Annotated in this window: 23 protein-coding genes; 16 read left to right on the top strand and 7 right to left on the bottom strand. The window is 55.1% G+C overall.

Going from position 1 to position 26818, the window contains the following annotated elements; translation table 11 throughout:
- Positions 1–314 precede the first annotated feature (314 nt).
- From JT718_RS05580 to JT718_RS05595, 4 genes are all read left to right on the top strand, one after another.
- Positions 315–1115, top strand: a complete 801-nt coding sequence (locus JT718_RS05580; RefSeq protein ID WP_205500885.1) for a hypothetical protein — start codon at positions 315–317, stop codon at positions 1113–1115.
- A complete protein-coding gene (locus JT718_RS05585) occupies positions 1112–1477 on the top strand; it encodes a hypothetical protein (protein WP_205500886.1) in 366 nt (121 codons plus the stop codon). The genes JT718_RS05580 and JT718_RS05585 overlap by 4 nt, the downstream gene beginning before the upstream one ends.
- A gap of 101 nt (positions 1478–1578) precedes the next feature.
- The gene (locus JT718_RS05590; RefSeq protein ID WP_205500887.1) at positions 1579–3540 is read left to right on the top strand and encodes an AAA domain-containing protein; all 1962 of its coding nucleotides are present in this window, start codon (positions 1579–1581) and stop codon (positions 3538–3540) included.
- Between the two features lie 191 nt (positions 3541–3731).
- On the top strand, positions 3732–4244 hold the full coding sequence (locus JT718_RS05595; RefSeq protein ID WP_205500888.1) for an FKBP-type peptidyl-prolyl cis-trans isomerase: 513 nt from the start codon (positions 3732–3734) through the stop codon (positions 4242–4244).
- A gap of 703 nt (positions 4245–4947) precedes the next feature.
- On the opposite strand, the gene JT718_RS05600 is transcribed toward JT718_RS05595, so the two are convergent.
- Positions 4948–5538 carry an acyl carrier protein phosphodiesterase gene (locus JT718_RS05600; RefSeq protein WP_205500889.1) on the bottom strand — a complete coding sequence of 197 codons (591 nt, stop codon included), beginning with the start codon at positions 5536–5538 and terminating at the stop codon, positions 4948–4950.
- 120 nt (positions 5539–5658) lie between these two features.
- On the opposite strand from JT718_RS05600, the gene JT718_RS05605 reads away from it, so the two are divergent.
- The 4 genes from JT718_RS05605 to JT718_RS05620 all read left to right on the top strand — a co-directional run bounded on the left by JT718_RS05605 (position 5659) and on the right by JT718_RS05620 (position 10926).
- Positions 5659–6162 carry a pyridoxamine 5'-phosphate oxidase family protein gene (locus JT718_RS05605; RefSeq protein WP_205500890.1) on the top strand — a complete coding sequence of 168 codons (504 nt, stop codon included), beginning with the start codon at positions 5659–5661 and terminating at the stop codon, positions 6160–6162.
- 117 nt (positions 6163–6279) lie between these two features.
- Positions 6280–7005, top strand: coding sequence for a spheroidene monooxygenase (locus tag JT718_RS05610; RefSeq protein ID WP_205500891.1), 726 nt, complete (start codon positions 6280–6282; stop codon positions 7003–7005).
- Positions 7006–7647: 642 nt separating this feature from the next.
- Positions 7648–10521 carry a leucine--tRNA ligase gene (locus JT718_RS05615; protein WP_205500892.1) on the top strand — a complete coding sequence of 958 codons (2874 nt, stop codon included), beginning with the start codon at positions 7648–7650 and terminating at the stop codon, positions 10519–10521.
- Positions 10522–10650: 129 nt separating this feature from the next.
- A complete protein-coding gene (locus JT718_RS05620) occupies positions 10651–10926 on the top strand; it encodes a hypothetical protein (RefSeq protein ID WP_205500893.1) in 276 nt (91 codons plus the stop codon).
- A 10-nt stretch (positions 10927–10936) separates the two neighbouring features.
- Here JT718_RS05620 and JT718_RS05625 read toward each other — a convergent pair whose 3' ends face one another.
- The 3 genes from JT718_RS05625 to ispG all read right to left on the bottom strand — a co-directional run bounded on the left by JT718_RS05625 (position 10937) and on the right by ispG (position 13613).
- The gene (locus JT718_RS05625; RefSeq protein WP_205500894.1) at positions 10937–11293 is read right to left on the bottom strand and encodes an MmcQ/YjbR family DNA-binding protein; all 357 of its coding nucleotides are present in this window, start codon (positions 11291–11293) and stop codon (positions 10937–10939) included.
- 73 nt (positions 11294–11366) lie between these two features.
- The gene (locus JT718_RS05630; RefSeq protein ID WP_205500895.1) at positions 11367–11537 is read right to left on the bottom strand and encodes a DUF6728 family protein; all 171 of its coding nucleotides are present in this window, start codon (positions 11535–11537) and stop codon (positions 11367–11369) included.
- A 90-nt stretch (positions 11538–11627) separates the two neighbouring features.
- Positions 11628–13613: a (E)-4-hydroxy-3-methylbut-2-enyl-diphosphate synthase gene (ispG, locus tag JT718_RS05635; protein ID WP_205500896.1), complete on the bottom strand. Its 1986-nt coding sequence runs from the start codon at positions 13611–13613 to the stop codon at positions 11628–11630.
- Positions 13614–13943: 330 nt separating this feature from the next.
- On the opposite strand from ispG, the gene JT718_RS05640 reads away from it, so the two are divergent.
- Positions 13944–14426: a hypothetical protein gene (locus JT718_RS05640; RefSeq protein WP_205500897.1), complete on the top strand. Its 483-nt coding sequence runs from the start codon at positions 13944–13946 to the stop codon at positions 14424–14426.
- Between the two features lie 81 nt (positions 14427–14507).
- Here the strand turns inward: JT718_RS05640 and JT718_RS05645 are convergent, their stop codons facing one another.
- Positions 14508–15002 (bottom strand): hypothetical protein, encoded by a 495-nt coding sequence (locus tag JT718_RS05645; protein ID WP_205500898.1) that lies wholly within the window; start codon positions 15000–15002, stop codon positions 14508–14510.
- On the opposite strand from JT718_RS05645, the gene JT718_RS05650 reads away from it, so the two are divergent.
- Positions 15001–15477 carry a hypothetical protein gene (locus JT718_RS05650; RefSeq protein ID WP_205500899.1) on the top strand — a complete coding sequence of 159 codons (477 nt, stop codon included), beginning with the start codon at positions 15001–15003 and terminating at the stop codon, positions 15475–15477. The genes JT718_RS05645 and JT718_RS05650 overlap by 2 nt on opposite strands.
- 245 nt (positions 15478–15722) lie before the next feature.
- Here JT718_RS05650 and JT718_RS05655 read toward each other — a convergent pair whose 3' ends face one another.
- A complete protein-coding gene (locus JT718_RS05655) occupies positions 15723–17915 on the bottom strand; it encodes a glutamine synthetase III family protein (RefSeq protein WP_205500900.1) in 2193 nt (730 codons plus the stop codon).
- 247 nt (positions 17916–18162) lie between these two features.
- Between JT718_RS05655 and JT718_RS20705 the strand changes: the two genes are divergently transcribed.
- The 4 genes from JT718_RS20705 (at position 18163) to JT718_RS05675 (ending at position 22484) form a co-directional block, all read left to right on the top strand.
- Positions 18163–20010: an LTA synthase family protein gene (locus tag JT718_RS20705; protein ID WP_205500901.1), complete on the top strand. Its 1848-nt coding sequence runs from the start codon at positions 18163–18165 to the stop codon at positions 20008–20010.
- Between the two features lie 335 nt (positions 20011–20345).
- Entirely contained in the window at positions 20346–21665 is a 1320-nt protein-coding gene (gene mtaB / locus JT718_RS05665) for a tRNA (N(6)-L-threonylcarbamoyladenosine(37)-C(2))-methylthiotransferase MtaB (protein ID WP_205500902.1), read from the top strand.
- Positions 21666–21817: 152 nt separating this feature from the next.
- The gene (locus JT718_RS05670; RefSeq protein WP_240336940.1) at positions 21818–22294 is read left to right on the top strand and encodes a hypothetical protein; all 477 of its coding nucleotides are present in this window, start codon (positions 21818–21820) and stop codon (positions 22292–22294) included.
- Positions 22284–22484 carry a helix-turn-helix transcriptional regulator gene (locus tag JT718_RS05675; protein WP_205500903.1) on the top strand — a complete coding sequence of 67 codons (201 nt, stop codon included), beginning with the start codon at positions 22284–22286 and terminating at the stop codon, positions 22482–22484. The genes JT718_RS05670 and JT718_RS05675 overlap by 11 nt, the downstream gene beginning before the upstream one ends.
- A 142-nt stretch (positions 22485–22626) precedes the next feature.
- Here the strand turns inward: JT718_RS05675 and JT718_RS05680 are convergent, their stop codons facing one another.
- Positions 22627–23673 carry a bile acid:sodium symporter family protein gene (locus JT718_RS05680; RefSeq protein ID WP_317195485.1) on the bottom strand — a complete coding sequence of 349 codons (1047 nt, stop codon included), beginning with the start codon at positions 23671–23673 and terminating at the stop codon, positions 22627–22629.
- Positions 23674–24103: 430 nt separating this feature from the next.
- Between JT718_RS05680 and JT718_RS05685 the strand changes: the two genes are divergently transcribed.
- Both JT718_RS05685 and JT718_RS05690 read left to right on the top strand, forming a co-directional pair.
- Positions 24104–24259, top strand: coding sequence for a hypothetical protein (locus JT718_RS05685; RefSeq protein WP_205500904.1), 156 nt, complete (start codon positions 24104–24106; stop codon positions 24257–24259).
- Between the two features lie 74 nt (positions 24260–24333).
- Positions 24334–26760 (top strand): outer membrane beta-barrel family protein, encoded by a 2427-nt coding sequence (locus JT718_RS05690; RefSeq protein ID WP_205500905.1) that lies wholly within the window; start codon positions 24334–24336, stop codon positions 26758–26760.
- Positions 26761–26818 lie beyond the last annotated feature (58 nt).

The following is a 26818-nucleotide window of genomic DNA, read 5'->3' on the forward strand; positions in this document are numbered from 1 at the left end:
CATGTTTCAGCGGCGTTTTCCTGAAAACGGCCCTGAAACAAGCCCCAACTGGTAAAAGATAACTTTTATAGCACTTTTCAGGTATGGAACAGGGAAGATCTCCCGGAAGAGGTTCGGCCAAGGTTAGGCTTACTCCCCCGCTTTCCCGGGTCCCCCGCCTTCAGCCCCCCAGTGGCTCCTCATTTACAGCAGAACATACCTGCCGTTATACTGGTATCTGCTGTTTTTAGCGTATTTTTACTAGAATTTCACGCAGATGGCCCCTTATGGGCGGCTTACTGCCGCGAGAGTTTATTATTTAGCGCACCAATTCTATGAAGATTGTTTATTCTGCAGTAGTCGCGTTCAGTTTGTTGTGCACGGGGGAGGCCGCAGTGGCGCAGACCCTGGCCACGCCTCCGGCCACCAGTAAGGCTCCGGCCCCTTCTAATAAGCAGCAGGATTCTAAACTGGGCGCTAAGATCAACGCCATCATCAAGAAGCAGACGCCCACCACGCCGGCCCCGGCTGCCAAGCCCGCCAGCACCGCCGTGGCTAAGCCGCAGGCGGCCTCACAGGCAGCCGCCCAGGACAGTACTTCCCGGCCCGCACCCCGGCCCCAGTCTAAGGTAGACCGGCTCATTACTGAGCGGGAGCAGTTGGTGCTCAAGTATGATTACCTCAAGACGCAGGAAAACAACTTCTGGGGCAGGGCCTCCAAGGAAGACATGATTGCCGTGATTGATGCCCTCAAAGACATCCTGCGCAAAGACGAGCAGATCATCCACGCCGTGGAGCAGGCCAACCTGGAGACCCGCCGCAACGTGGCCCGTCGCGCCGCCGAGCTGGAAGCCGAGGCCAAGAAGCTCAACAGCCAGGTGCAGGGCGACAAACGCGTGATCACCGATAACATCTACGACCTGAAAAGCTCGGTGACCAACGCCCAGAACCTGCTCAAGCGCAAAGACCGCCAGATCAAAGACCTGGAAGAGCAGCTGCAAACCTCCAAAGACCAGAAATTTGAGCACGACGCCATTGCCGCCTTCTTCGCCATGCTGTGCGTGCTGCTGGGCGGCTACATTTTGCGGCTCAGGGGCAAGCTGGCCAACTACACCCAGAAGAAGGTGAAAGCATGAGTGAACGCCTGGTGCCCGCCGCCAAATACCTCACTTACACCGAGGCCATCGGCCTCTACCATGCCCTGGAGCAGGTAGGCGTGGTGGCGCTGGTAAAGTCGTGCGGGCCGCCCAGCCTGCCCTTCGGCGATGGGCTGTACTACCAGCTGCAGGTGCAGGAAAAACACCTGGAGGCCGCCCAGCCCGTTTTAGCCGAGTTTTCCCAAAAACAAGCCCAAATCAGCGTAGAACCGCAGTTGTGCCCCAGCTGCGGTTCTGTGTATGTGTGGCCCGAACGGAATTTATCCTGGTGGAAAAAGGTTATCTATGCTGGCACCACCGTGTTCAAATGCCACGACTGCGGCCACTCATTTTTTGCGTAAAAACGTTGGTATCACGTATCAGGTAGCACGTACCAGGACCAGGTTACTGGCTACACGTAAACCCGTGATACCTGATACGCGCTACGCGATACCCAATTAGAATGGATAAGATTTTAAACGAACTACTAGACGTGCGGGCCCTGCTCAAGCTGGAGCAGGACGAAGACCGCAAGCAATACCAACTTAAGAACGCCCAGACCAGCATCACCGAGCGCAAGCGCCTGGGCATTTGCTGGTACCCGGTGCAGGTGATCAAACAGGAAGTGGGTTTCGGGAACAAGATGGTGGTGGAGCTGGAGCGTACCTCGGGCCGCGACCAACTCCACATGTTCCAGGCCGGCTCCTCGGCGGCGCTGTTCACCAACGGCGAAGGCGGCGCGCTCAGCGGCGTGGTGCTGGAGGTAAAGCGCAACAAGCTGCGCCTGGCCACTTCCAAGGAAGACCTCCCCGACTGGCTGGAGGGCGGCGCCCGCCTGGGCGTGGAACTCACTTTTGACGAGGTCAGCTACCGCGAGATGGAAATTGCCCTCATGAAGGTGATGGAGGCCGAGAAAAGCCGCCTGGCCCAGCTCCGCGACATTTTACTGGGGACCCAGCCGGCCGTGTTCCGCCGTGAGCGGCCATTCACCCCCATCGCCTCGCTCAACGATTCACAAAACGAGGCCGTGCGTAACATTGTGCAGGCCAAGGACGTGGCCATCATCCATGGGCCGCCGGGCACCGGCAAAACCACCACCCTGGTGCAGGCCATCCTGCAGACCCTGGAGGCCGGCGAACAGAAGCTGCTGGTCACCGCGCCCAGCAACACGGCCGTGGATCTGCTCACCGAAAAACTGGCGCTGCAGGGCGTGAACGTCATCCGCATCGGCAATCCGTCCAGGGTGTCTGAGGTGCTGCTGGAGCATACCCTTGACGCCCAGATCATGCACCACCGCGACTACAAACAGCTCAAGAAGCTCCGCAAGTCTGCCCAGGAATACAAGGCCATGGCCGGCCAGTACAAGCGCAACTTCGGGCACGAAGAACGCCAGCAGCGCAAGTTCCTCAAAGAGGAAAGCAAGCGCATCCTGGACCAGGCCAATGACATAGAAGACTATATCACCGAGGACCTGCTGGACCGCGTGCAGGTGATCACCTGTACCCTGGTGGGCTCGGCCAACCGCACCATCCGGCACCTGCAGTACGACACCGTGTTCATTGACGAAGCGGCCCAGGCCCTGGAACCCGCCTGCTGGATTCCCATTACCCGCGCCAACCGCGTGGTACTGGCCGGCGACCACCACCAGCTGCCGCCCACGGTGAAATCCATGGCGGCGGAGCGCGGCGGCCTGGCCCGTACCTTGTTTGAGAAGTGCGTGGAGCGCCAGCCCGAAACGGCCGTGATGCTCACCACCCAGTACCGCATGCACGAGCACATCATGGGCTTCTCCAACGGCCAGTTCTACCGTGGCGAGCTGCAGGCCCACGAAAGCGTGCGCACCGCTACCCTGCCCGACGTGCACCCCGTGTTTGAGCCCGGCCTCATTGTGGAGTTCATTGACACCGCTGGCTGCGGCTTTAACGAGCAGACCATGGGAGAAGGCAGCAGCACCGCCAACCCCGAGGAAGCCGACATCCTGATCAAGCACCTGGTGAACCTGCTCATGCCGTATGAGCCCGCGGGCAAGGACCAGGAACCAGAGCAACCGCTCCGCATTGGGGTCATCTCGCCTTACCGGGCGCAGATCAATTACCTCAACGACCAGGTGGAGCACCAGCCCAAGCTGGCCGACCTGCACGCGCGCAAGCAACTGTCGGTGGGTACGGTAGACTCGTTTCAGGGGCAGGAGCGTGACATCATGTACATCAGCCTGGTGCGCAGCAACCCGGAGGGCGAGATTGGGTTCCTGGCCGACATTCGGCGCATGAACGTGGCCATGACCCGCGCCAAGAAGAAAATGGTGATTGTGGGCGACAGCGCCACCCTGGGGCAGCATCCGTTCTACCAGGAGTTTTTGCAGTACGCCGAAAACCTGGGTGCGTACCGCAGCGCCTGGGAGCTCATGGGCACTGAGACCGAGTAAATCCTTTAAAGATTAATTTGCGTTAGAGGCAATGAAGGCGGCTTTACCAGGCCTCCTTTGTTGCCTCTTTCGCTAGTTGGCCGTTACCCGCTTACCAGGCATTGAACCAAAACAGTATCTAACAGAGAAGGCAGGTTATTTCCCGCGAATATATATCTTTACAAATACAACCCTAAAAAACCCAACACCAGATGAAAATAGAAGAGAACAAAGTGGTATCGCTCACCTACGAGCTGCGCGTAACAGACGAAGAAGGCGAAGACACTCTGGTGGAGACCGCCGACGAAGAAAACCCAATGGTCTTTTTGTATGGTGTGAGCGGCCTGCCCGAGAAATTCGAGCAGGAACTGGAAGGCAAATCGGCGGGTGATACGTTCAAATTCACCGTTTCCTCTGAGGAAGGCTACGGCGATTTAGATGAGTCAGCCATTGTGCCGGTACCCAAGAACGTATTTGAGATTGACGGAAAGATAGACGAGGAAATGGTGCAGGTGGGCAACTACATCCCCATGTCAGACAACGAGGGCAACCACATGCAGGGCCGCATTGTGAGCGTAGAGGCCGACCACGTGTTAATGGACTTCAACCACCCCCTGGCCGGCATGGACATGCACTTTGAAGGCAAAGTGATTGACGTGCGCGAAGCCACCAAGGAAGAAATCGCGCACGGCCACGTTCACGGCCCCGGCGGACACCACCATTAATCTAATTAAGAAGTAGAAACTGAGAATTAGAAATTGGGAATGTACCCGGTGCTTGATTCTCTTTAAGTATACCCTTATGAAGGGAAATTTTAGAAGGCCAATCTGTGGGATTGGCCTTTTTGTTTTGAGCCGTTTTAGCAGAAAACAGGGTGAAAATGGAGCTGCTTTCCGTTCTGCTTAACTTTTATAATTACAGTTGGCCGTCTGCAACACCTTCCCCTCGCTCGCCTCTGGCGAGTGTGCGTGATTGATCGGCCTCTGGCCGATGTGGGGATATAATGTGGAGTGCACCTAGCTGCGGGACGCCGCCCAATAGCTCACACTCGCCTGAGGCGAGCGAGGGGGCGGTGGTGGGGTGGGCTTTAGTTTGTTTACTCTTCGGTAGAGCTTTTTTAGAGCAAAGAATTCCTGGATGGCCATTCCAACAAATTAATGACTCCGTTTTTGAGCCGATTTCTTTAAGAAAGGCATCAAACCATTCTCCCAAAGGCATTTCTGGCGCGAGACTCCAGTCTCGTGACTTGGGATGATGCGAACGCTCCAGACTCGCCGGGAACCATGACCAGAAATAGGAACCATGCGCAGAAATACGGTTGCACCAGCATCATTGTCGCTGCTGCACAGCGAGGGTAGTCAGAGACTACCCGCCATCTCAAGTCACGAGTCAGAGACTCGCGCCATAGATTTAACGGCCAGGAACAGCCTAATTCCTAATTAAAAGGATTTGTTGTGCGGCGTAGGCTTGCAGTTGGGGGAAGAAGCGGTGAAATTCCTGTTGGTAGAAGGTGTAGTTTTCCAGCAGCTCCTCTCCTGCCGTTTCCATGCCGGAGGCGAAGGTGGCGCGGGAGCTGAGGCCTTGCAGGGCGCGGGTGATGCCTTCCACCTGGGCGTAGGAAACCAGCCAGTTATGCCGGATCATGTGGGGCAGGAAGTGCCGGACTTTCTCGGGTAATAGCTCAGGGCGGGCTTGTACCTGGGTGTAGGCGGTGTGGGCAAACTCGGCCAGGGGCTGCGGACTGTAGGTAGGGAAGTGCGAAGCCAGGAAATGGTCATAAAATACGTCGGCCACTACCCCGGCGTATTTCCTGAATTTAGGGCGCAGGCGCTGTTTGGTTTCGGCTACCACCGGGTGCTGGTCGGTGAAGGCGTCAATGAGGCGGTGCAGTTTGATGCCTTGCTGCACCTGCAGCGGGAACTGCAGGATCTGCGCGCCCCGCACGCTGTCGGCGATGAAGTTGCCCAGGCGCAGGTCTTCATCATCGCCGGAAAGAAATAAATGGGCCAGGTAGTTCAAGGCAGTATGTTTACGCCCAAAGGTACGGATTCTGGCGCTTTGCCGGACCAGTTTTAGGGACAGGAACCCTGGCCCCGGTTGTGCGTATTCTTCCTATAAGTACAAGTCCCAAACGTAACTATGGAAAACGCACAAAATAACCAACAGGGCGATCTGAAAGCCCTCATTGAAAAAATCAAAGACATTGACACGGCCATGCTGAGCACCGTGGAGCCCGACGGAACCATCCGCTCCCGGCCCATGCGCCACATGCAGGTAGATGATAATGGTGTGATCTGGTTCTTCAACGCCCACCATTCGGCCAAGACCCACGAGATCAAGAACGACAGCCACGTGAACCTGAGCTATTCTAAACCGGGCGACCAGCTGTACGTGTCGGTATCGGGCCGGGCGCAGGTGCTGCGTGACCAACAGAAAATAGACGAACTCTGGAACCCGGCCATGAAAGCCTGGTTCCCCGAAGGCAAGGATGATCCGAATATCGGGTTGCTGAAGGTAACCATTGACCAGGCCGAGTACTGGGATTCACCCAGCAGCGCCGTAGTTCACTTATACGGCATGGTGAAAGCCGCCATTACCGGCGAACCCGCCCGGCCCGGCGAAAACAAAAAGATCAATTTATAGTTATTCAGAAAGGGAGTTTCGGCTCCCTTTTTTCATGCCTTTTTGCGGCTTGTACAAGACCTGCTTTTAGGCTACTTTTAAGAAAACAGGCTTAAAATCCTTTATCGTTTCCAGACCTTGGCACTGAACGCTACTACTGCTCCCGCGCATACCACCCTCACCTTATTCGGCATTAAACCTGGGCATTGGCGCTGGGGATTGGCTCAGATGGGCACCTCGGTACGGCCGCTGCAGAAAGTAAAGGGTCTGAATTTCTTTAAGCTGCTAGGCAGCGGACAAGGCCGGGGCTTCAGCCTGAAACCAAACTGGTACCGCTACGGCCTCATGGCCACCTGGTCCTCCCCCGCCGCCGCCGAAGACTTTTTCCAAGCGCACCCGCTGTTAGAAGAATACCGAAAGCACACGGTTGAACAGTACACCCTGGCCTTGCGGCCTTTGCAGGCCCACGGACTCTGGAGCGGCCAGAATCCGTTTACCACCCAAACCATACCGGCCCCCGCCAATGCCCCTATTGCCGTCTTAACCCGCGCCTCTATCCGGCTCACCAAAGCCATTGATTTCTGGCGCCACGTGCCCCAGGCCAGTGCCAGTTTAGATCATGCCCAAGGGTTGTTGGCCTCCATCGGGTTAGGTGAAGCTCCTTTTATCAGGCAAGCCACCTTCAGCCTCTGGAAAGACGAAGCCAGCATGAAAGAATACGCCTACCGCATGGCTGCCCACCGCGAGGTCATCAAAAATACGCGTGCGCGTGGCTGGTACTCTGAGGAACTGTTTGCCCGGTTCACCCCACTGCAAAGTGCAGGCACCTGGAATGGCGTAGATCCATTGCAGGTGTTGGTGTAGTGCCAATGAGGAGACACTCGTAGGAACTGCGGACACTACGAGGTCAATTGGGAGTGCTGAGTCTTGAGTGCTGAGTGCTGAGTGGGGGAAAAAAGGGCTGGAATACCGTTGAACCCACCCCTACCCCTCCCAGGAGGGGAATTGAGCTATTCCGGTTTGGGCTTGTTTGGCCAAATACAGGAGTAAAACGGGAAAGGATGTTTTACTAAGTGGGAAATAACAACTCTATTGCTCTACAGCCAAGACCTCCAAAATCTGAATCTAAGGAATAGAGATCATATGCAATAGGAATTATAAGGGATAGAGGTTATTTAGAATTCGCTTTCATCTTACAGTAGCCGAAAACTCCCCTCCTCGGAGGGGCAGGGGGTGGGTTCAACCACGTTCCAGCCCTCTTTTACCCACTCAAGATTCAGCATTCAAGACTCAGGACTACCAATTGACCTCGTACTGCGCGCAGCTCCTACGAGTGTCTCCGCCAACTTCCTCTCCCCTGTCCTCTTTAGAGCTAATTTCAAAAGAACTGCGCTTAAACGCATGAAGTGGGCTAAAGAGAAAATCCTTACTTTTGCAGATAGCCCCTGTGGCAAAGAAAACAGTGTACCTAAACCCTGCTCATACAGCATATAACTATAAAAACTGATGTCAGAGTACGATTACCGATCCATTGAGCAGAAGTGGCAGCGCTTCTGGAGTGAGAACAAGACGTTCAAGACCGATATCAACCTAAGCAAACCCAAGTTTTACTCGCTGGACATGTTCCCGTATCCATCCGGGGCCGGTCTGCACGTAGGGCACCCGCTGGGCTACATCGCCTCTGACATCGTGAGCCGGTACAAGCGCCTCAAAGGCTTCAACGTGCTGCACCCAATGGGCTTCGACTCGTTTGGCTTGCCCGCTGAGCAGTACGCCATTCAGACGGGGCAGCACCCGGCCGTGACCACCAAGCAGAACATTGAGCGCTACATTGAGCAGCTGAATAACCTGGGCTTCTCTTTTGACTGGGACCGCGAGGTACGCACCTCAGACCCCAGCTACTACAAGTGGACCCAGTGGATTTTCATGCAGTTGTTCAACAGCTGGTACAACTACGAAACTGACAAAGCCGAGCCTATTGAAACGCTGGTGGCCGAGTTCAAAATGCGCGGCAACACGCACGTGAACGCCGCCTGCGATGAGGACACCCCACATTTTACCGCCGATGCCTGGGCAAGACTTTCTGAAAAAGAACAGCAGGATTTGTTGCTGAAATATCGCCTGACCTTCTTATCTGAAGCTGTGGTGAACTGGTGCCCGCAATTAGGAACCGTTCTGGCGAATGACGAGGTAATTGGCGGCGTTTCTGAACGGGGAGGTTACCCGGTGGAGCGCAAACTCATGAAGCAATGGATGATGCGCATCACGGCGTATGCCGAGCGTCTGTTGCAGGGCCTGGATACCATTGACTGGCCTGAACCAGTGAAGGAAATGCAGCGCAACTGGATCGCGAAATCGGTGGGTGCTGAACTGCACTTCCCGCTGGACGGCCACGAGCACAAACACATCACCGTATTCACCACCCGCATTGACACCATCTATGGGGTAAGCTTTGTGGTACTGGCACCTGAGCACGAGTACGTGGAGGAAATCACCTCTGCAGAGCAACGCGCCGAAGTAGACGAATACGTGTCCTGGGCCAAGAACCGCTCTGAGCGCGACCGCATGTCTGACGTGAAAACCGTTACCGGGGTGTTCACCGGGGCTTACGCCGTAAACCCAATCTCCGGGGAGAAAATACCGGTCTGGATTGCCGACTACGTGCTGGCCGGGTATGGTACCGGTGCGGTAATGGCCGTTCCGGGACATGATACCCGCGATTACGCCTTCGCGAAGAAGTTCAACCTGCCTATTCCGGAAGTGGTAGCCGGTGGTGATCTGAGCAAGGAAGCCTTTGCCGCCAAAGAAGGGAAAATCATCAACTCTGATTTCCTGAACGGCCTGGACGTGAAAGAGGCCATCAAAGCCGGTATTCAACGGGCCGAGGAACTAGGAGTTGGGAAAGCCCGCATCAACTACCGCATGCGTGATGCCGTGTTCGGTCGTCAGCGCTATTGGGGCGAGCCGGTGCCGGTGTATTACAAAGACGGAATCCCTGCCCTATTGGAAGAAAGCGAACTCCCGTTGGTACTGCCGGAGGTGGATGCCTACCTGCCTACTGAAACCGGAGAACCGCCTTTGGGCCGCGCTCAGGATTGGAAATATCGCGGCGAGTATGAGTATGAACTAAGCACCATGCCTGGTTGGGCCGGCTCCAGCTGGTATTGGTACCGCTACATGGACCCTCAGAACGACCAGGAATTCGCCAGCAAAGAAGCCATTGACTACTGGCAGAACGTGGACCTGTACATCGGGGGCTCTGAGCACGCCACCGGTCACCTCCTCTACTCCCGCTTCTGGAACAAGTTCCTCTTTGACCTGGGTCTGGTAAACCAGGACGAGCCGTTCAAGAAGCTAATCAACCAGGGCATGATCCAAGGACGTTCTAACTTTGTGTACCGATTAGTGGGATCAAACATTTTTGTTTCATTTAATATTTGGAACGACATCAGAAAAGGTCTTTACAAGCCTTCTGAAGTAGAAAAAATAATTACTGATCATCTCGGGGACAACTATTTATTAGAGAACGGAATCAAAATTGGAGGTGAGATTCCATTTAGTATTCTCCACGTAGATGTAAATATTGTAGAGAACGACATACTGGATCTGGAGAAATTCAAAGCCTGGAGACCAGACTTTGCGGATGCCGAGTTCATTCTGGAAGACGGCAAATACGTGGTGGGCGTAGAGATTGAGAAGATGTCCAAATCCAAGCACAACGTGGTGAACCCCGATGTGCTGGTAGAGGAATACGGCGCCGATACCCTGCGCATGTACGAAATGTTCCTGGGTCCTTTGGAGCAGTTCAAGCCCTGGAATACCAACGGCATGGACGGCGTGTACAAGTTCCTGCGCCGTTTCTGGAAACTATTCTTTGATGAGCAAGGCAACTTCGCGGTGACGGACGAGCAACCCACCCCGGCCGAGCTGAAGTCGTTGCACAAGACCATCAAGAAAGTGGAGGAAGACATTGAGCGCTTCTCCTTCGGGACCAGCGTGAGCCAGTTCATGATCTGCGTGAACGAACTTACGGCCCTGAAAACGAAGAAGCGTGCCATTCTGGAGCCTTTGACCGTGGTACTAGCCTCTTTCGCACCGCACATCACCGAGGAACTGTGGAGCAGATTAGGTCACAGTGAGAGCATCACGTACGCCGCTTACCCAGAATGGAAAGAGGAATTTCTAACCGAGAGCACGTTTGACTACCCTATCTCGGTAAATGGTAAGGTGAAGACCAAACTCACCTTTGACCTGAAAGCCTCTAAAGAAGACGTGGAGAAAGAAGTACTGGCGTCTGAAGCCGTTCAGAAATTGCTGGAAGGCAAACCGGTGAAAAAGGTGATTGTGGTGCCAGGTAAAATTGTGAACGTAGTAGTATAGCGTTTCAGGCCTGTTTTGCAGAAAACAGCCTAAAAAGCCCCTAAAAGCAGCAGCCCGGTTCCTCTAGAGCCGGGCTGCTGCTTTTAGGGGCTTTGCACAATTTAAAGTTGTTTTACGTATATTCCCTCTATGAACAAACGCTATGATATCCTGTTAGGGCTTGCTTTGCTGATAGCGGTGGGCACTGGCTACTTCTTCAATCAGAACAGATATTTTCATATCACTACCGGGGAAGAAATTTCCGAGGCAGTTTACCAGAACCTGGAGACGAAAGAAAAATGGAGGGTGGAATGGAATTTCAACTATGAAGCAGGCCTTACGGCCGGTATTGCCACCCTGGGAATTGGCCTGGTGCTACTTGGGGTAGTAGGTAAAAGTCGGAAGAAAGTATCCCGGGTAAGCTAACCCTGACTCTTCAACTGAAACCCAGTTCTACCCTTTGCTTCTTCGGCAATCCCGCTACCACCAAGTCATAGGAATGGTCAATGAGTTCAGGCAATAACCCCATGGGCAGGAATGCCTCTGGATAAATAGTGTTCCAGTGCTTTTTGTTCATGTGGTAGCCTGGTTGGATGGCCGGGTATTGCTCCCGAAGCTCCACCGCCCGCTCAGGGTCACATTTCAGGTTCACGCCCTCAGCATAGTTGTTTAAGCTGCACATGGCGAACATCTTTCCGGCCACCTTGTAGACCAGATTATCTTCGCCAAAAGGCGTGGTTTCCTCCACGTGGGGTTTGGACAGGCAGTAGTCTCTGAATTCTTCTATGTTCATGGCTGCCAAGGTATAGAAAAAGAAAAGCCTGCCCAAACGGACAGGCTTTAAGTATAACTATGGACAGTGCCTCTTAGCGAAGCATCAGTTTAATGATCAGGTACACCAGGCCGCACAGGAACATCAGCATAGAGATTTTGTTGATGGTGTGCATGGTGCGCAAGTTGAAATTAGTTTTGCGGTTAGGGTCCTTCTTACGGAAGAAGTACGTTGCCACTTCGGAGAAATCAAAAAGACCTTTCATGTTTGGATTTATCAGCGGTTAGTTTCGTCTGCTTATCTATGTAACAGAGTTAGAGGGAGAAAGATTTACGTTTATCAGAATAATTTAGGCTTATTCTCCCACTCCAACCGGCTCAATCCAGTTTCCGTCTTCCCTGATCAGCTCAATCAATTCATCTACGGCACGCTCTTCGGGCACCGATTTTTTGATCACCTGTTGCCCGCGGTACAGCGCGATTTTACCCTTTCCTACGCCCACGTAGCCATAATCGGCATCGGCCATTTCGCCGGGTCCGTTCACAATACAACCCATGATGCCAATCTTCACGCCTTTCAGATGGTCGGTGCGCTTGCGGATCATGGCGGTGGTTTCCTGCAGGTCAAATAACGTACGGCCGCAGCTTGGGCAACTGATGTACTCGGTTTTGCTCATGCGCGTGCGGGCGGCCTGCAGAATCCCGAAGGCCAGTTTGTTCAGACCTTCCAGGGTGTAGCCCCACTCCTCTTTGGTGCGGTAACTCAGGTCCTGGGTGCTGAGCAAAACGCCATCGCCGAATCCGTCAATGAGCAGTCCTCCCACGTCGGTGGCGGCGTAGAGCTGCTCATCGGTGAGGTCTTCGTACGAGCGCTTGATGATAACCGGCACCGGTTGTTCCTGGTTCATGAGCCGGATAAAGGCTTTGCGTTGCTCCGGCATGGCGTGCTCGTTCTCCGTTTCCAGAATCAGAACCACGTCCGGCCGGTTATGCAGTGTTTCTATGAAATCATTGGTTAACTGCCCCAATGACACCTGCACAAAGTTAAGCTGCGGGTGCCAGGTATCGGCGGTTTCAAACTGCACGGTGGTGTACAGAGGATAACGCTCCTCCCGTTTCTCCGCTTCCAGCCAATCGGTATAATCTACTATTTCCTTCAAGCCGTTGGGCAACATGAACGGGATTGGGGTGCTGCCGGTGTACACGTAGTCAGCGCCCTGATCGGTCATGTGGAATTTATCCAGCGAAGGCGAATAAATGTGCCCTACCGGGCGGAGGTCTTCATACGTGATCTGCTCCAGGCGGCTCAGATCGGCCACTACCCTGGGTACGTTGTGCCCGCCCAGGTTCAGCACCTCGCGGGTTTCGCGGCGGTGGTACTGGAACGGGTTGTACGGCAGGTGGCAGATAGGCTTGATAGGCGTATGTCCGGCCCGGGTGGCATACCGATCAATCAGCATTTTGGCCACCGGTGCTTCCAGTTCAGGCGCCTCGGTGAGGGAAACCCGCACCGTATCGCCCAGTCCGTCTTCCAGCAGCGTACCAATCCCAACGGCCGATTTCACGCGACCGTCCTCGCCTTCGCCGGCTTCGGTCACGCCCAGGTGCAAGGGATACGGCTGTAATCCTTCTTCCTCCAGCTTCTGCACCAGCAAACGGTAGGCCTGCACCATCACCTGCGTGTTAGAGGCTTTCATGGAAAGCACTACGTCATAGTAGTTCAGGTCTTCACAGATGCGCAGGAACTCCAGGGCGCTTTCTACCATGCCCAGCGGGGTGTCGCCGTAGCGGCTCAAAATGCGGTCAGACAAGGACCCGTGATTGGTGCCAATGCGCATGGCCGTGCCGTACTCTTTACAGATGTTCACCAAAGGTGTGAACCGTTCGCGGATGCGGTCCAGCTCGGCCTGGTAGGTGGCATCGGTGTATTCTATGGTCTGGAATCTCTTTTTATCGGCGTAATTGCCGGGGTTCACGCGCACCTTCTCCACCAGGCGGGCGGCCAGTTCGGCGGCGTTGGGCGTGAAGTGAATATCGGCGATCAGGGGTACGTGGTAGCCTCGGGCCCGAAGCTCCTTTTTAATGTTGCCCAGGTTTTCAGCCTCTTTTACGCTGGGAGCCGTAATGCGCACGTACTCACAACCGGCCTCCACCATTCTAATCACCTGCTCCACAGAACCCAAGGTATCCATGGTGTCTACAGTGGTCATGGATTGCACCCTGATGGGATTGGTGCCACCCAGGGCGATGTCGCCAATGCGGACTTCGCGGCTGAGGCGACGGGTATAGTTTGTCAGGCTGGGGCAGTAAATACCCTCCAGCTTTCCAGAGGTTGTATTCATGGGAAAAGGGGTCTCCATAGTTGGTTAACCGTGGGCCAAACCGGTTTGTTCAGCCTAATTTTTGTAAAAATACTATATTTTTCGGGCTGCCTGAAGCCTTGCGGCTTTATCTTGAGCAAAAGCCAGCTGGCGCCCTCCCTGGCGTCTGTAACGGTGGAGGCTTTCTGCGGGCGGGGCTTCCGCTTCCAGCCCAAGCTAAACTACAGAGGCATAGCCTGTAAGCATAGATTGGAGCAATTCTGGGGCCAAATCCTGAATTGCAGTTTAAACAGATGCAGAAACACAGCACTCCTCCTTGCGTACACCTATTATGTTAACAATGTACTAGCCATGCCACTACTGTTCACATCCCAAAGCCAGCGCCAGGCGGCCAGCTTACTCCGCAAAGAGGGAGTGCCCGCCCCGCAACTGCCCCAGACCATTCAACTTGCCCGCCAGACCGCCGAAACCTGGCTGCACCAGGAAATTGAGCAGGGAAACCTGCCCCTGGTGATTGAAATGGTGAAAAACAAGTTTCCGGAGAGCAGCGCCCACTTGCTGATGGAAGAACTGCGGGACCTGCTGGTGGCCAAGTTCATCGTTCGGCTGAACTTTGACTACCACCTGGCCCGAAGCGCGGCCTCCATTGTACTGCCCTACGTGATGAAAAGGTCGGTGGAGCACCTGCAGCAAAATCCCCAGTTCAATACCTGGTGGGAAAACCTGAACCTGCGCCGCCACTTCCCTTCCCGCGAGGACCTCAGAAACCGGTTCAGAAACGTGGGCCAGAGCATCACCGGCAACTCTGCCCCAGACAATTCGGCGTTTGCTTAAGCCCGTTTCTGGGTCGTTTTGCGGAAAACGGGACTAAAACCCAGCCTTCCGCGCCCCGCAGGCCAGGGTATTCCTCTGGCCTTATTCTTTTTCTGGGTCCGTCTTCCTGAGCAGCGGGTCTTCCGTGGGGGCGTTGGCCTCGCCCTGCTCCTTCAGGCGGTCAATGCGGTCGGCAATGCGGTCATGGATCTGCTCGTCTTTGAGGTACGTGCGTTGGTCCAGTGCAAAATCTGAGGGGTTCAGCTCCCGGGCCAGCTCGTGCAGCTGGAAAATGTAGGTATCTATGCGGTTGATGGCCTCTGACACAAACGCAGAGGCGCGGTCATTTTCCTCCGAGAGGCCTTCTTTCACCTCCTCGGCCAGCCTGATTTCCTGCTGAATGAGGTGAGCCGGCTCACTGCCTAGCAGGCGTTCCTGCTCCAGGCGTTTCTTGAATTGGGGAATGTCAAAGTCCATGGGCGGGGTGCCGGGCAACGGCTTTTTAAGGCAATACGGCCCGGCCGGCGCGGGGTTATGGCTGCCCCAAAACCTTTCTGCCCCAGGGTACGTAGCCACCTTATTAAACCCTTTTGTCATGCCAGTTCCTTTTTTGCAGAGAAGCCACGTGTTTTGCGCCCAGTTGTTGCACCGGGCAGGATTAACCGTTCACCAGATTCCGGAAGCCGTACAGGTAGCCCGGGAAACGGTGGAGGGATGGCTGCAGCGGGAACTGGACCGCGGCAACGCCCAGCAGGTGCTGCAGGTGCTCAAGGGCCAGATCACCGACAAAGCCCCCCAACTCCTGTTCGACAAGCTGAAGGACATGCTCTTGCTCAAGCTCATGCTGCGGCTGGGCATCAAAGGCGCCCTGGCCACCAACATTGCCACCCTGCTCCTGCCCTTCGTCCTGAAACGCGTCTACGACCTGGCCCGGCAAAACCCCAAGATGCAGGCCTGGTGGCGGGAACAGGAATGGCGGCAGCGCGTGCCCACCGTGGAGAAAGTAAAAGCGAAACTGCTGGACGTGGGCCAAACCCTCAAGCCTAACCGCCAAAGAACCAAACGCGCCTAGGAGAGTTTCCTTTCGGCTAGCTTCCATCTCCAGGAACGGGTTTAGGATAACAGGCGGTACACCTGTAAACTGCCACAAATACTCCTTTTCAAGAGGAAACTCCAGAACTATCAGGTATTGGCCCGGCCGATTTGCAGGTATTTTTCTGCTAGCGCCCCATTTTGGGGCTATTTTCCTGAAAAAGGCCCAAAAACAAGAAAGCCCCTGCTACCAGCAGAGGCTTTCTTGTTTTGAGATGAATCCCCTTAATGACGGAACATCATTTCACGGTATTTCACCAGGGGCCATTGCTCATCGTCCACAATCAGCTCCAGCTTGTCTACGCTGTAGCGGATGGTGTCAAAGAACGACAGCACCTCATCGGAGTACATGATGGCACGCTCGCGGGTGTCTTCAATCTTGTTGGCCACCTTGCGCTTCTCAATCATGGCATCTACGTTGGTCTTGATGGTGGTGAGGTGGCGCGAAATGGTCTTGATGGTTTCCAGGGTGGTGTGGGTGTACTCATCATCCTGCAGCCCGATGTCGCGCATGCCTTTGATGTTCTCCACCAGTCTTGTTTGGTAAGCCACCGCCGTGGGGATGATGTGGTTCATGGCCAGGTCTCCCATCACGCGGGCCTCAATCTGCACGCGCTTGATGTAGTCTTCCAGCAGAATGTCGTGGCGGGCATGTAACTCGCGCGAGTTGAAGATGTTATGCTGGGTGAACAGTTCGGTGGCGGTCTCGTCTACCAGTTTGTCCAGGGCCTGTGGGGTCTTGCGGATGTTGCTCAGGCCACGGCGCTCGGCTTCCTCTTCCCACTCTTTGGAGTACCCGTTCCCCTCAAACCGGATGGCTTTGGAAGAGATCACGTACTCGCGCAGCACGTCAATGATGGCCACTTCTTTCTTCTTGCCTTGCTCCAGCTGCTCGTCTACGCTCTTCTTGAACTCCAGGAGTTGCGCCGCCACAATGGTGTTGAGCGTGATCATGGCATTGGAGCAGTTGGCCGAAGAACCTACCGCGCGGAACTCAAACTTGTTACCGGTAAAGGCAAACGGCGAGGTGCGGTTACGGTCGGTGTTGTCCAGCAGGATTTCAGGGATCTTGTCGATGCCCAGTTTCAGGTACACGTTGTCACCTTTGTCCAGGGGCAACTTGGCGGTACGCTCCAGCTCGTCCAGCACCTCGGTCAATTTCTTACCGATGAACACCGACATAATAGCCGGCGGGGCCTCGTTGGCGCCCAGGCGATGGTCGTTGCTGGCCGAGGCGATGCTGGCGCGCAGCAGATCGGCGTACTTGTGCACCGCCTTGATGGTGGTGATAAAGAAGGTCAGGAACTGCAGGTTCTCCTTGGGCCGACGGCCCGGGGCCAGCAGGTTCACGCCGGTGTTGGTGCTAAGGGCCCAGTTGTTGTGCTTGCCGCTTCCGTTTACGCCTTTAAAAGGTTTTTCGTGCAGGAGCACCTTAAAGTGATGCTTCTCGGCGGCCCGCTCTAACACGTCCATTAACAGCTGGTTATGGTCTACGGCCAGGTTAGCTTCCTCAAAGGTGGGGGCGCACTCAAACTGGTTAGGCGCCACCTCGTTGTGGCGGGTGCGCAGCGGAATCCCCAGCTTGTGGGCCTCTACCTCAAACTCTACCATGAAGGCGTGCACCCTTGACGGAATAGCACCGAAGTAGTGGTCTTCCAGCTGCTGGCCTTTGGCAGGCTCGTGCCCGAACACGGTACGGCCGGCCATCACCAGGTCAGGGCGGGCATCGTACAGGGCGCGGTCTACCAGAAAGTACTCCTGCTCCACGCCCAGGGTGGTGGTCACTTTGGTAACGTCTTTGTCAAAATACTGGCAAACCTCCACGGCGGCTTTCTCTACCAGGTCAAGGCTTTTGAGCAGAGGGGCTTTGTAGTCCAGGGCCTCGCCGGTGTAGGACACGAAGATGGTAGGGATACAAAGGGTTTTGGTACCCGCGTTCTCAATGATAAAGGCCGGCGAGGTAGGGTCCCAGGCGGTATAGCCGCGGGCCTCAAACGTGTTCCGGATTCCACCGCTGGGGAACGAGGAGGCATCTGGCTCCTGCTGCACCAGGGCGCTGCCCTTGAAGTTCTCAATGGCACGTCCGTCTGAGCTCAGGTCAAAGAAAGAATCGTGTTTTTCGGCCGTTTCACCGGTTAGGGGCTGAAACCAGTGCGTGTAGTGCGTAGCGCCGCGGCTCAGGGCCCAGGTTTTCATGGCTGCCGCCACGGCCTCGGCCAGGGAACGGTCCACCTTGCTGCCGGTCTTTACGGCAAACTGCAGGCGCTTGAAATAGTCGCCGGACAAGGTAGACCGCATGGCCTCCAGCCCGAACACGTTTGACCCATAATAATCAGAGATTTTGTCAGAAGGTAGCTTCACCTCTACTGGGGGGCGTTGGTTTACCAACTCAAGCGCCTTAAAACGAAGAACTGCCATGAACTTTTAAAAGATTAGTTGATCTGGTCCCAAAAGTAGCGCAAGAAAACTGACTTGCAAGCACCTCCCCTCTTTTTTTTAGGGTATTTTTCTGAAAATATCCTCAATTCTCCCGGAACCACCCTCATTTAAAGACCTATTTTAACAACTTCACCCTACTTTCCTGTAAACACCCCCTCATTTTTAAGGGTCATTAAATTTTATAGGCTTTCTACCGCCAAGCCCTACAGGGCGGTATATTTGCGGCGTGAAACGAATACTAACCAGAACCCTCAGCTACTTTTTCTTCTGGACCCTCTTTTTTGAGATCTGCCGGGCCGCCTTTTTACTCTACCAGCACCCCAAATCCGCGGCGCTGACCGGGGCCGAGATCGCCAGGGTATTCTGGTACGGGTTGCGCATGGACCTTTCCTTTGCGGCGTACCTGAGCGTTTTGCCGTTTTTGCTTTTCCTGAACGAGGTGGCCTTCGCGAAAAAAGCCTTCCTGAAGGGCGTGGCCGTCTTTACCTATGTTTTGCTGCCCCTGGTCACGCTGCTGGTGGTCATAGACCTGGAACTATACTCCGCCTGGGGCTTCCGGCTGGACTCTACCCCGCTGCAGTACCTGAACACGCCCGCCGAGATGCTGGCCTCCACGGCCTCGGCCCCGGTTTGGCTCTTGGCCCTCCTGTACCTGGTCTTGCTGGTGCTGGGCGTGCTGGGCTTTGGGTGGATCAAACGTTTTTGGGAAGTTTCGCCCAAAAGAGGCGCAAAACACCTGGCGTCCGAACTTCTGCTGAGCTTGTTCCTGCTGGCGCTCCTGGTGCTTCCCATCCGGGGCGGTTGGCAACAGATTCCCCTCAACCAGAGCGACGTGTACTTCTCGCAGAACATGTTCGCCAACCACGCCGGGGTGAACGTGCCCTGGAACGTGATGCACTCGGTGCTCAAGAAGAACCACAACATGGAGAACCCCTACCAGTACCTGGACGAGAAACAAGCCCAGGCACTGGTGCAGGAACTTTACCAACCCAAGAGCGATGCTGTTCCTACTTTGCTCAAGGTAGAGCGGCCTAACATCCTGTTTATCATCCTAGAAAGCTACACGGCAAAGTTCATCGGGGCGTTGGGTGGTCCGCCGGAGGTGACGCCTACCTTCAATGCCTTAGCCAAAGAAGGCGTCCTGTTCAACAATATCTATGCTGCCGGCGACCGCAGCGAGAAAGGCATGGTGGCCTTGCTCAGCGGCTACCCGGTACAGACCACCACCTCCATTATTAAAACGCCGAAGAAGACCGAGCGTCTGCCCCAACTGGCCGCTGAGCTGAAACGGCTGGGCTACCGCACCAGCTACTACTACGGTGGCGAGCTGGCTTTTGCCAACATAAAATCGTACCTGCTCAACGGACAGTACGACCAGTTGGTGGAGAAATCTGACTTCGGGCGGGAGCACTACAACTCTAAGTGGGGCGTGCACGACCATATTCTGTTTGACAAGGTCTTGGCCGAGCACCGCAACCCCGCGCAGCCTTTCTTCACCACCGTGTACACCCTCAGCAGCCATGAGCCCTACGACATTCCCACCCAACCTAAATTCCCCGGCACCGACGAGGAAACCCGGTTCAAGAACTCCTTCCACTACACCGACTGGGCCCTGGGCAGGTTTATTTCCGAAGCTAAGAAAATGCCCTGGTGGCAGAACACCCTGGTGGTGCTGGTAGCCGACCACGGGCACCACTTTCCCGGCCGCGACCAGAACGACGCGCCCTCCAAGTTCCGGATACCGCTGCTGCTCACCGGCGGGGCCCTGGCCGTGCAAGATACCGTGGTCACCAACATCGGCTCCCAGACCGACATTGTGCCCACCCTTCTGCAGCAACTGGGCCAGCCCACCCACCAGTTTGCCTGGAGCAAAAACCTCTTGGATGCCAAGGCCACGCCGTTCGCCTTCTATGTCTTCAACGATGGGTTCGGGATGGTCACGCCCCAGGGTGCGGTGACGTTTGACAACGTGGCCCAGCGCCCCATCCTGCGGGAGCCCGGCGTCCCCGACAAGCAGCTGGACCAGGGAAAAGCCTACATGCAAATCAGTTTCGGAGATTTCCTGAAGAAGTAGCGTGGTTAGTTGCTAGTTGTCAGTTGTCAGTTGTTGGTTGTTGGTTGTTGGTTGTTGGTTGTTAGGGGATTTCTTAAAATAAAGTCAGAAACAAGCTCCTACTGGAAAATCTGGTAAGCGGGAAAGATGGGTTGGGGCACCTTACGGAGGACTTTGTGGTTGATAGAAGGAGGCAGACTGATGGACGGGAGGCGGAACCCACTTCTTGCCACTCACCGGCTTCTGTGTTTTGAGCTTTATTCCTTAAAAACAGCCCCAAAACACTCTCCAACTGACAACTAACAACCAACAACTATCAACTATTTCCCTATTCTCCGTACCTTTGCCCCCTGATTATGAAAAAGGTAGCATTTTATACGTTAGGCTGTAAGCTCAACTTTTCTGAGACCTCTACCCTCTCCCGGATCTTCCAGGAGCGCGGGTACCAGAAAGTGGAGTTCACTGACACGCCCGATATCTACGTCATCAATACCTGCTCGGTCACCGACAATGCGGACAAGAAATGCCGCAAAGTGGTGAAAGAAGCCCTGAAACACTCGCCCAACGCGTTCATTACCATTGTAGGCTGCTACGCGCAGTTGAAACCGAAGGAGATCTCAGAAATCCCTGGGGTGGACGCGGTGCTGGGTGCCGCCGAGAAATTCCAGCTGGTAGACATTCTGGACGGCTTTGAGAAGAAAGAAGCGCCCCAGGTGCACGCCAGCCCGGTTTCGGAGGCCAATACCTTCGTGAACGCCTACTCGTTTGGCGACCGTACCCGCACTTTTCTCAAAGTACAGGACGGCTGCGATTATTCCTGCACCTTCTGCACCATTCCGCAGGCCCGGGGCAAGAGCCGCAGCAACACCATTGAGAAAGTAGTCGCTGAGGCCCGCAGCATCGGGGAATCCGGCGTAAAGGAGATTGTCCTGACCGGCGTGAACACCGGCGATTTCGGGTTGCAGGAAGGCGTACGCAAAGAGAACTTCTACCAGCTCATCCAGGAACTGGACAAAGTGGAGAACGTGAGTCGCTTCCGCATCTCGTCCATTGAACCTAATCTGTTAAGTGAGGAGATTATCAATTTTGTAGCGGGTTCTCAGCGTTTTATGCCGCACTTCCACGTGCCGCTGCAGTCGGGCAGCAACAAGATCCTGAAGCTGATGCGTCGCCGGTACTTACGCGAGCTGTACGCCCAGCGCGTGGCCTGGATCAAAGCCGCTATGCCGCACGCATGCATTGGCGTGGACGTGATTGTGGGCTTCCCCGGCGAGACCGAAGAAGATTTCCTGGAGACCTACAATTTCCTGAACGAGTTGGACATCAGCTACCTGCACGTGTTCCCCTACTCTGAAAGAGCTAACACCCTGGCTATTGACCTGCCGGGCGTAGTACCGCAGAAAGACCGCAACCGCCGCGCCGATATGCTGCGTATCCTCTCGGAGAAAAAGAAACGCGCATTCTACGAAAGTCAGATTGGCTACGAGGGCAAAGTCTTGTTTGAAGCCGACATCACCGATGGCCAGATGGAAGGCTTTACCGAGAACTACGTGCGCGTGGTGGCCAAATATGATCCTGTGCTGGTGAACGAGGAGAAACACGTGCGCCTCACCGGCCTTACCGCCACCGGCCTGATGGAAGCCGAGGAAACTTTCGCTGAGTTGCTGGCGCATTAAGCCCCACCTGCCCCGCACCTTAACAGAAGCCTGAGCTGGTAGACAGTTCAGGCTTCTGTTTTTCAGGCCGGTTCATGCCTCCAGAAAAATAATGTAAAGTTTACTTGACTTTTGTAAAACAAACTTTACATTTGTCAAGTAAACTTTACATTATGAAAACACGGTATCTTTTCCCGCACCGGTTTAAGAAACTAGGATGGGTCCTGTTCCTGCCCTCATTGGTGCTAGGTTTGCTCCTCTTCGCGGGCCTGCTGGAATTGCCCTGGCTGGACGTGAAAGTGTTCGCCCTCTACAACCCCAAGGTCCTGGGCGACGGCGGTTCGCTGCGGTTCATTGAGAACAACATTGCCGATGAGGTAGTCTCCTGTTTCCTGATTGTGGGTACCCTGCTGGTGGCCTGCTCAGAGGTAAAGGAAGAAGACGAATACATCGGGAAACTTCGGTTGGAGTCTTTGCTGTGGGCCCTGTACGTCAACGCCGGGCTGCTCCTCTTCTGCGTGTTCTTCTTTTACGGGTTGGGGTTCTACAACGCCCTGGTGTTTCACCTGTTTACCCTGCTGGTGCTGTTTCTGGGCAGGTTCCACCTGGTGCTGTACCGCGCCACCAAAGCCCCGGCCTATGAAGAATAACGTGCGCCTGGAACGGACGGCCCTCAAAATGACCCAGGAAGATCTGGCCAAAAAGATTGGGGTGAGCCGGCAGACCATCAACGCCATGGAAAGCAACAAGTACATTCCCTCCACGGTGCTGGCGCTAAAGGTAGCCCAGGTACTCAGTAAGAAGGTAGAAGACCTCTTTGAGCTGGACGAAACAGATTAACCCCAGGTGACCGCAGCAGGCTTTTTTGCAATGGGGCTGCTGCGGTCCTTTTTTCACTTTTCGCCAGGTTTCAAATTAAGGCAACAGCAGCCCATCGCCGATTTTGGCCCTGATTTTTAGAAACCGGCCTAAAAATACAGAGTTAGGCCTTGACAACGGAAGGCGGAGTCTGCGGCGGGGCCATGCGCTGCGCGATGATGCTGGCAACAATCAACTGCAGGGCGTGGTACAGCATGAGGGGCAGCAGCACAATCCCCACGGCGTTGGCCCCCGGAAAGAGCACCTTAGACATGACCGTGCCGTGCACCAGCGACTTCTTGGAACCGCAGAAAATAGCCGTGATCTGGTTTTCCCGCGAGAAGCCCAGCCCTTTGCTCAACCAGTAAATTAGTACCGTCACCAGCAGGAACAAGCCCACCATGGCCGCCCCCAGCAGGAGCAAATCGGTGGCGCTGAACCCCGCGAACATGTCCCGGGCAAAAGAATCGCAGAAGGAAGAGTACACAATGAGCAGGATGATGGTTTGGTCAAACAGGCGGAGGCGGCTTTTCTGGGCTTCGGCAAAGTCCCCGAATCGCTTGTGCAGGGCTACCCCCAAGGCCACCGGCAGCATGACCTGCAACATCAGTTTTAAGATAACGCTGGTCAGGTCCATCTCCGCGGCCGAACTGGTGCTGGTGAACAGCCCCATCCAGAGCGGCGTAAGAAACACCCCTACCAGGCTGGAGATGCTGGCATTGAAGATGGCCGAAGGAATGTTGCCGCCCGCAATGGACACCATCACCACCGACGAGGAAACCGTGGAAGGCAGGGCCGCCACGTAGAAAGCCCCCAGCCACAGCAGTTGGTTGTCCTCCCGGCCCGCTGTCAGGTGCGCCGCCCACACCAACAATGGGAATAGGAGAAAAGTACTCAGCTGCACCACCAGGTGCAGGCGCCAGTCGCTCAGGCCGGCTTTGAGTTTGGCTGGGCTCAGGCGCAGACCATAAAAAAAGAAAATAAGCGCTACCCCGTAGGTGGTTACTTCCTCCAGCGGCAAAGGGCCGTTTTCTTCGCCTAGGTGCGGCCAGAGGTAAGCCAGCAAAATCATGACCAGCAGGAAAAGCAGGAAATTGTCCAGGCCCAAGCGCTTCCTGAACGTGCTGATTTTCTCTTTAACGGGCACCAGCCCCACTCCTTTCTTTTCTATCTCCAAAGCGTTGTAGTGTTATAAGGTACAATGGATTTTACCTGGCCGGTAGGCGCTTCCGTTTTGGGGCCCATTTCCGGAAAAAGGCCCCGAAACTGCTTTACGCAGCCAAAGGTAACAAGTGGGCAGCAGTACGCCTCCAGAAAAACAGAACCGCTGGACCTGCCCGGCTAACGGAACGGTCTTTCCTGTGCCCAGCGGTCGCTTTCACCCTACCCGGTTTGCTGCTGATGTAACTTTTAAGGGTATTTCTTCACTCGTTACTAAGGACGCTTCCTACCTTCCCGCTTGTACCAATTCTGCCTTTTTACGGCAGAAAAGGCCTTTTGAAAAATTTTCTGAAATATTTTGTAACAGTACCTTGCTTTACATAGTACCTTATACTACATTTGGCTCAACGAAAGAGATAATCACACCTTCGTTTACTGCTATGGAAACTACTACCTACCTCCAGCTGCTTTTGCAAGTGCTCCTCCTGCTGGCCTCTTTCACCGGAGGGGTGTTCGCCTACGTGGCGCTCACGGCTGCCCACAAAAGCTCTAAGTTCAACAAGGCTCTTCCGGCTTCTGGCTCCCTCCCTGGCTAAAGCTTTTTTTTTGTCAGTGTACCTTGCATTACATAGTACTATCAAGAAATCCAAACCCTATAATTCTACTCGTCATGAAAAAGTTTTATAACATCCTCCTGTTAATGGCGGCGCTGGCGTTCCTTACCCAGGCGGCCTTTGGTCAGACCCCTGCCACGCTGAGCGGGCTGGTGGTAGATGAGAAAGGTGAACCGCTGAGCTACGGCACCGTGGCGCTCCTGAAGGCAGCAGACGCCGCGCTGCTCACCGGCACCGCCGTGGAATTGGACGGTACCTTCAAGCTGAAAACCCCGGCTCCCGGCAAATACCTGCTGCGCATCAGCGCCATGGGCTTCGCAACCCAGGACCTGGCGGCCTTTGAGGTGACCGGCACCGGTTTTTCGCGCGATTTCGGGAAAATAACCCTGAAACAGGATGCCAAGGTGCTCAAGGAAGTGACCGTGCAGGGCCTCAGACCCACCGTGGACCTGCAGGCCGACAAGATGGTGGTGAGCGTGGAAGGCACCGCCATGGCCGCCGGGGCCACCGCCTACGAGGTGCTCACCAAGTCGCCGGGCGTGTGGGTAGACCAGGACGGAAACATTCAGCTGAACGGGAAAGAGGGCGTGCGCGTGATGATTGACGGAAAATTAACCTACCTGAATGGCAAACAACTACAAACCATGTTGCAGGGCATGCCTGCCGAAAACCTGAAGAATCTGGAGATCATCGCCAACCCCTCGGCCAAGTTTGACGCCGAAGGCACCTCGGGCATCATCAACCTGAACCTGAAGAAAAACACTTTGGCCGGCCTGAACGGCAGCGTGTACGCCGGCTACCAGTTTAACCGCGAGCATGGCGTGAACGGCGGCGGTAACCTTAACCTGAAACAGGGCAAGTGGAGCTCTTTCGCCAACCTGGACCTGGCCAGCCGCCCCAGAGGCCGCGAGTTTACCATGGAGCGCCGCTTCCAGCATGAGGGCACCGTGTCCACGCTGCACCTGGCCGGCAAGGAAGACGGGCGCCAGTTCTCCCCCTCCCTGCGCCTGGGTACCGACTATGATTTCTCTGCCAAGCACAGCGTAGGCGGCACCCTTAACCTCTCGCATTCGCAGAACCAGAACAGCGTGATCACCAACACCACCGGCAGCAAAGCCCCCCACCAGTTGAACAACAGCACCAACCTGGACAACGGCCGGTTCACCAATGCCTCGCTTAACCTTCACTACCTGGGCAAGTTAGACACTATAGGTTCTACCATCAGTGCCGATGTGGACGTGGTCCGGATCAAGGACACCGGCGACGGAAGTTTCCGCAGCCTCACCTACAAGAGCGGCCTGCTCACCAACGACAGCCTGCTGGAAAACGACAATCCCACCAGCTACCAGATCTACTCTGCCAAGGTAGACTACTCGCGGCCACTGCCTTCGCTCAAGGGCAAGCTGGAACTGGGGGCCAAAGGCAGCCACGTGCGCTCAGACAACCAGATAGACTTCTACGAAGTGGAAGGAAGTCAGAGAATCCTTGACCCCCAACGCACCGACCACTTTATCTTTGACGAGGCTATCTACGCCGGTTACGTGAACTTCAGCACGGCCCTGGGCAGCAAGTGGACCCTGCAGGCGGGGGCGCGCGCCGAGTACACCGACTCCAAAGGCCGCTCGGTGTACACCCACACCACCACCAACCGCCATTACCTTGATTTCTTCCCCAGCGTGTTCCTGCAGCAGCGCATCTCTGAGAACTACACCGTGAGCTACAACTACAGCCGCCGCATCAATCGCCCCCGTTATGAGAACCTGAACCCCTTTATCTTCCTGATTGATGCCAACACTTACGCCCAGGGCAACCCGTACCTGCGGCCGCAATACACCAACTCGTTCCAGTTTACCCAAACCTTCCGGAAGACCTACAACCTCATCATTGGCTACTCAAAGAGCAAAGACACCATGTCTGAGGTGCCCACCCCCAACACGGAGACCAACGAGATTGTGTTCCAGCAGCAGAACGTGGAAAGCGAGAGCATGAACGCCACCCTGGTGGCCCCGGTGAACGTGACTTCTAAGTGGAACTTCAACAACAACGTGACCGTGGCGTACCAGAACTACAGAACCCCGGTAAAAGGCAAGGTGATCCAGAACGACCAGGTGATGTTCATGGCCCAGACCAACCACAACGTGATCCTGCCCAAGAACTTTAAACTGGAGGTAACCGGCGGGTATCAGGGCGCAGGCGTGTTCAACGTGTACCAGACCAAACCCAGCTACTGGGTAGACCTGGGCCTTAAGCGCTCTTTCCTGAATGACCAATTAGATGTAACCCTCACCGGCACCGACCTGCTGCGGACCCGCAAAATGCGCGGCATGTCTAACGTGGACGGCAACACCAACGCCATTGACATGTACCACTACCAGCGCAGCGTAAGGATAAACGTGCGGTACCGCTTCAACAAAGGCGAAAAATTTGAGATGAAGCGCCGCAACGCCAGCCTGGACGAGGTGAACCGGGCCGGCGGAAATTAATCTTCCCCGGGGCCTCCTCTTACGCTTACAATTTATTTTCTTAAATTGGTGCCTTACA

This window comes from Rufibacter psychrotolerans, assembly GCF_016924645.1.
Taxonomy (GTDB): domain Bacteria; phylum Bacteroidota; class Bacteroidia; order Cytophagales; family Hymenobacteraceae; genus Nibribacter; species Nibribacter psychrotolerans.

Excerpts from the sequence above, each read along its gene's own strand:
- mtaB (WP_205500902.1), top strand. The coding sequence starts at position 20,346 with ATGAAAAAGGTAGCATTTTATACGTTAGGCTGTAAGCTCAACTTTTCT.
- JT718_RS05645 (WP_205500898.1), bottom strand. The coding sequence starts at position 15,002 with ATGACAAAAGGGTTTAATAAGGTGGCTACGTACCCTGGGGCAGAAAGG.
- JT718_RS05585 (WP_205500886.1), top strand. The coding sequence starts at position 1,112 with ATGAGTGAACGCCTGGTGCCCGCCGCCAAATACCTCACTTACACCGAG.
- JT718_RS05650 (WP_205500899.1), top strand. The coding sequence starts at position 15,001 with ATGCCAGTTCCTTTTTTGCAGAGAAGCCACGTGTTTTGCGCCCAGTTG.
- JT718_RS05625 (WP_205500894.1), bottom strand. The coding sequence starts at position 11,293 with ATGAACATAGAAGAATTCAGAGACTACTGCCTGTCCAAACCCCACGTG.
- JT718_RS05595 (WP_205500888.1), top strand. The coding sequence starts at position 3,732 with ATGAAAATAGAAGAGAACAAAGTGGTATCGCTCACCTACGAGCTGCGC.
- JT718_RS05630 (WP_205500895.1), bottom strand. The coding sequence starts at position 11,537 with ATGAAAGGTCTTTTTGATTTCTCCGAAGTGGCAACGTACTTCTTCCGT.
- JT718_RS05675 (WP_205500903.1), top strand. The coding sequence starts at position 22,284 with ATGAAGAATAACGTGCGCCTGGAACGGACGGCCCTCAAAATGACCCAG.
- JT718_RS05685 (WP_205500904.1), top strand. The coding sequence starts at position 24,104 with ATGGAAACTACTACCTACCTCCAGCTGCTTTTGCAAGTGCTCCTCCTG.
- JT718_RS05590 (WP_205500887.1), top strand. The coding sequence starts at position 1,579 with ATGGATAAGATTTTAAACGAACTACTAGACGTGCGGGCCCTGCTCAAG.
- JT718_RS05670 (WP_240336940.1), top strand. The coding sequence starts at position 21,818 with ATGAAAACACGGTATCTTTTCCCGCACCGGTTTAAGAAACTAGGATGG.
- ispG (WP_205500896.1), bottom strand. The coding sequence starts at position 13,613 with ATGAATACAACCTCTGGAAAGCTGGAGGGTATTTACTGCCCCAGCCTG.
- JT718_RS05690 (WP_205500905.1), top strand. The coding sequence starts at position 24,334 with ATGAAAAAGTTTTATAACATCCTCCTGTTAATGGCGGCGCTGGCGTTC.
- JT718_RS05620 (WP_205500893.1), top strand. The coding sequence starts at position 10,651 with ATGAACAAACGCTATGATATCCTGTTAGGGCTTGCTTTGCTGATAGCG.
- JT718_RS05655 (WP_205500900.1), bottom strand. The coding sequence starts at position 17,915 with ATGGCAGTTCTTCGTTTTAAGGCGCTTGAGTTGGTAAACCAACGCCCC.
- JT718_RS05615 (WP_205500892.1), top strand. The coding sequence starts at position 7,648 with ATGTCAGAGTACGATTACCGATCCATTGAGCAGAAGTGGCAGCGCTTC.
- JT718_RS05580 (WP_205500885.1), top strand. The coding sequence starts at position 315 with ATGAAGATTGTTTATTCTGCAGTAGTCGCGTTCAGTTTGTTGTGCACG.
- JT718_RS05605 (WP_205500890.1), top strand. The coding sequence starts at position 5,659 with ATGGAAAACGCACAAAATAACCAACAGGGCGATCTGAAAGCCCTCATT.
- JT718_RS05640 (WP_205500897.1), top strand. The coding sequence starts at position 13,944 with ATGCCACTACTGTTCACATCCCAAAGCCAGCGCCAGGCGGCCAGCTTA.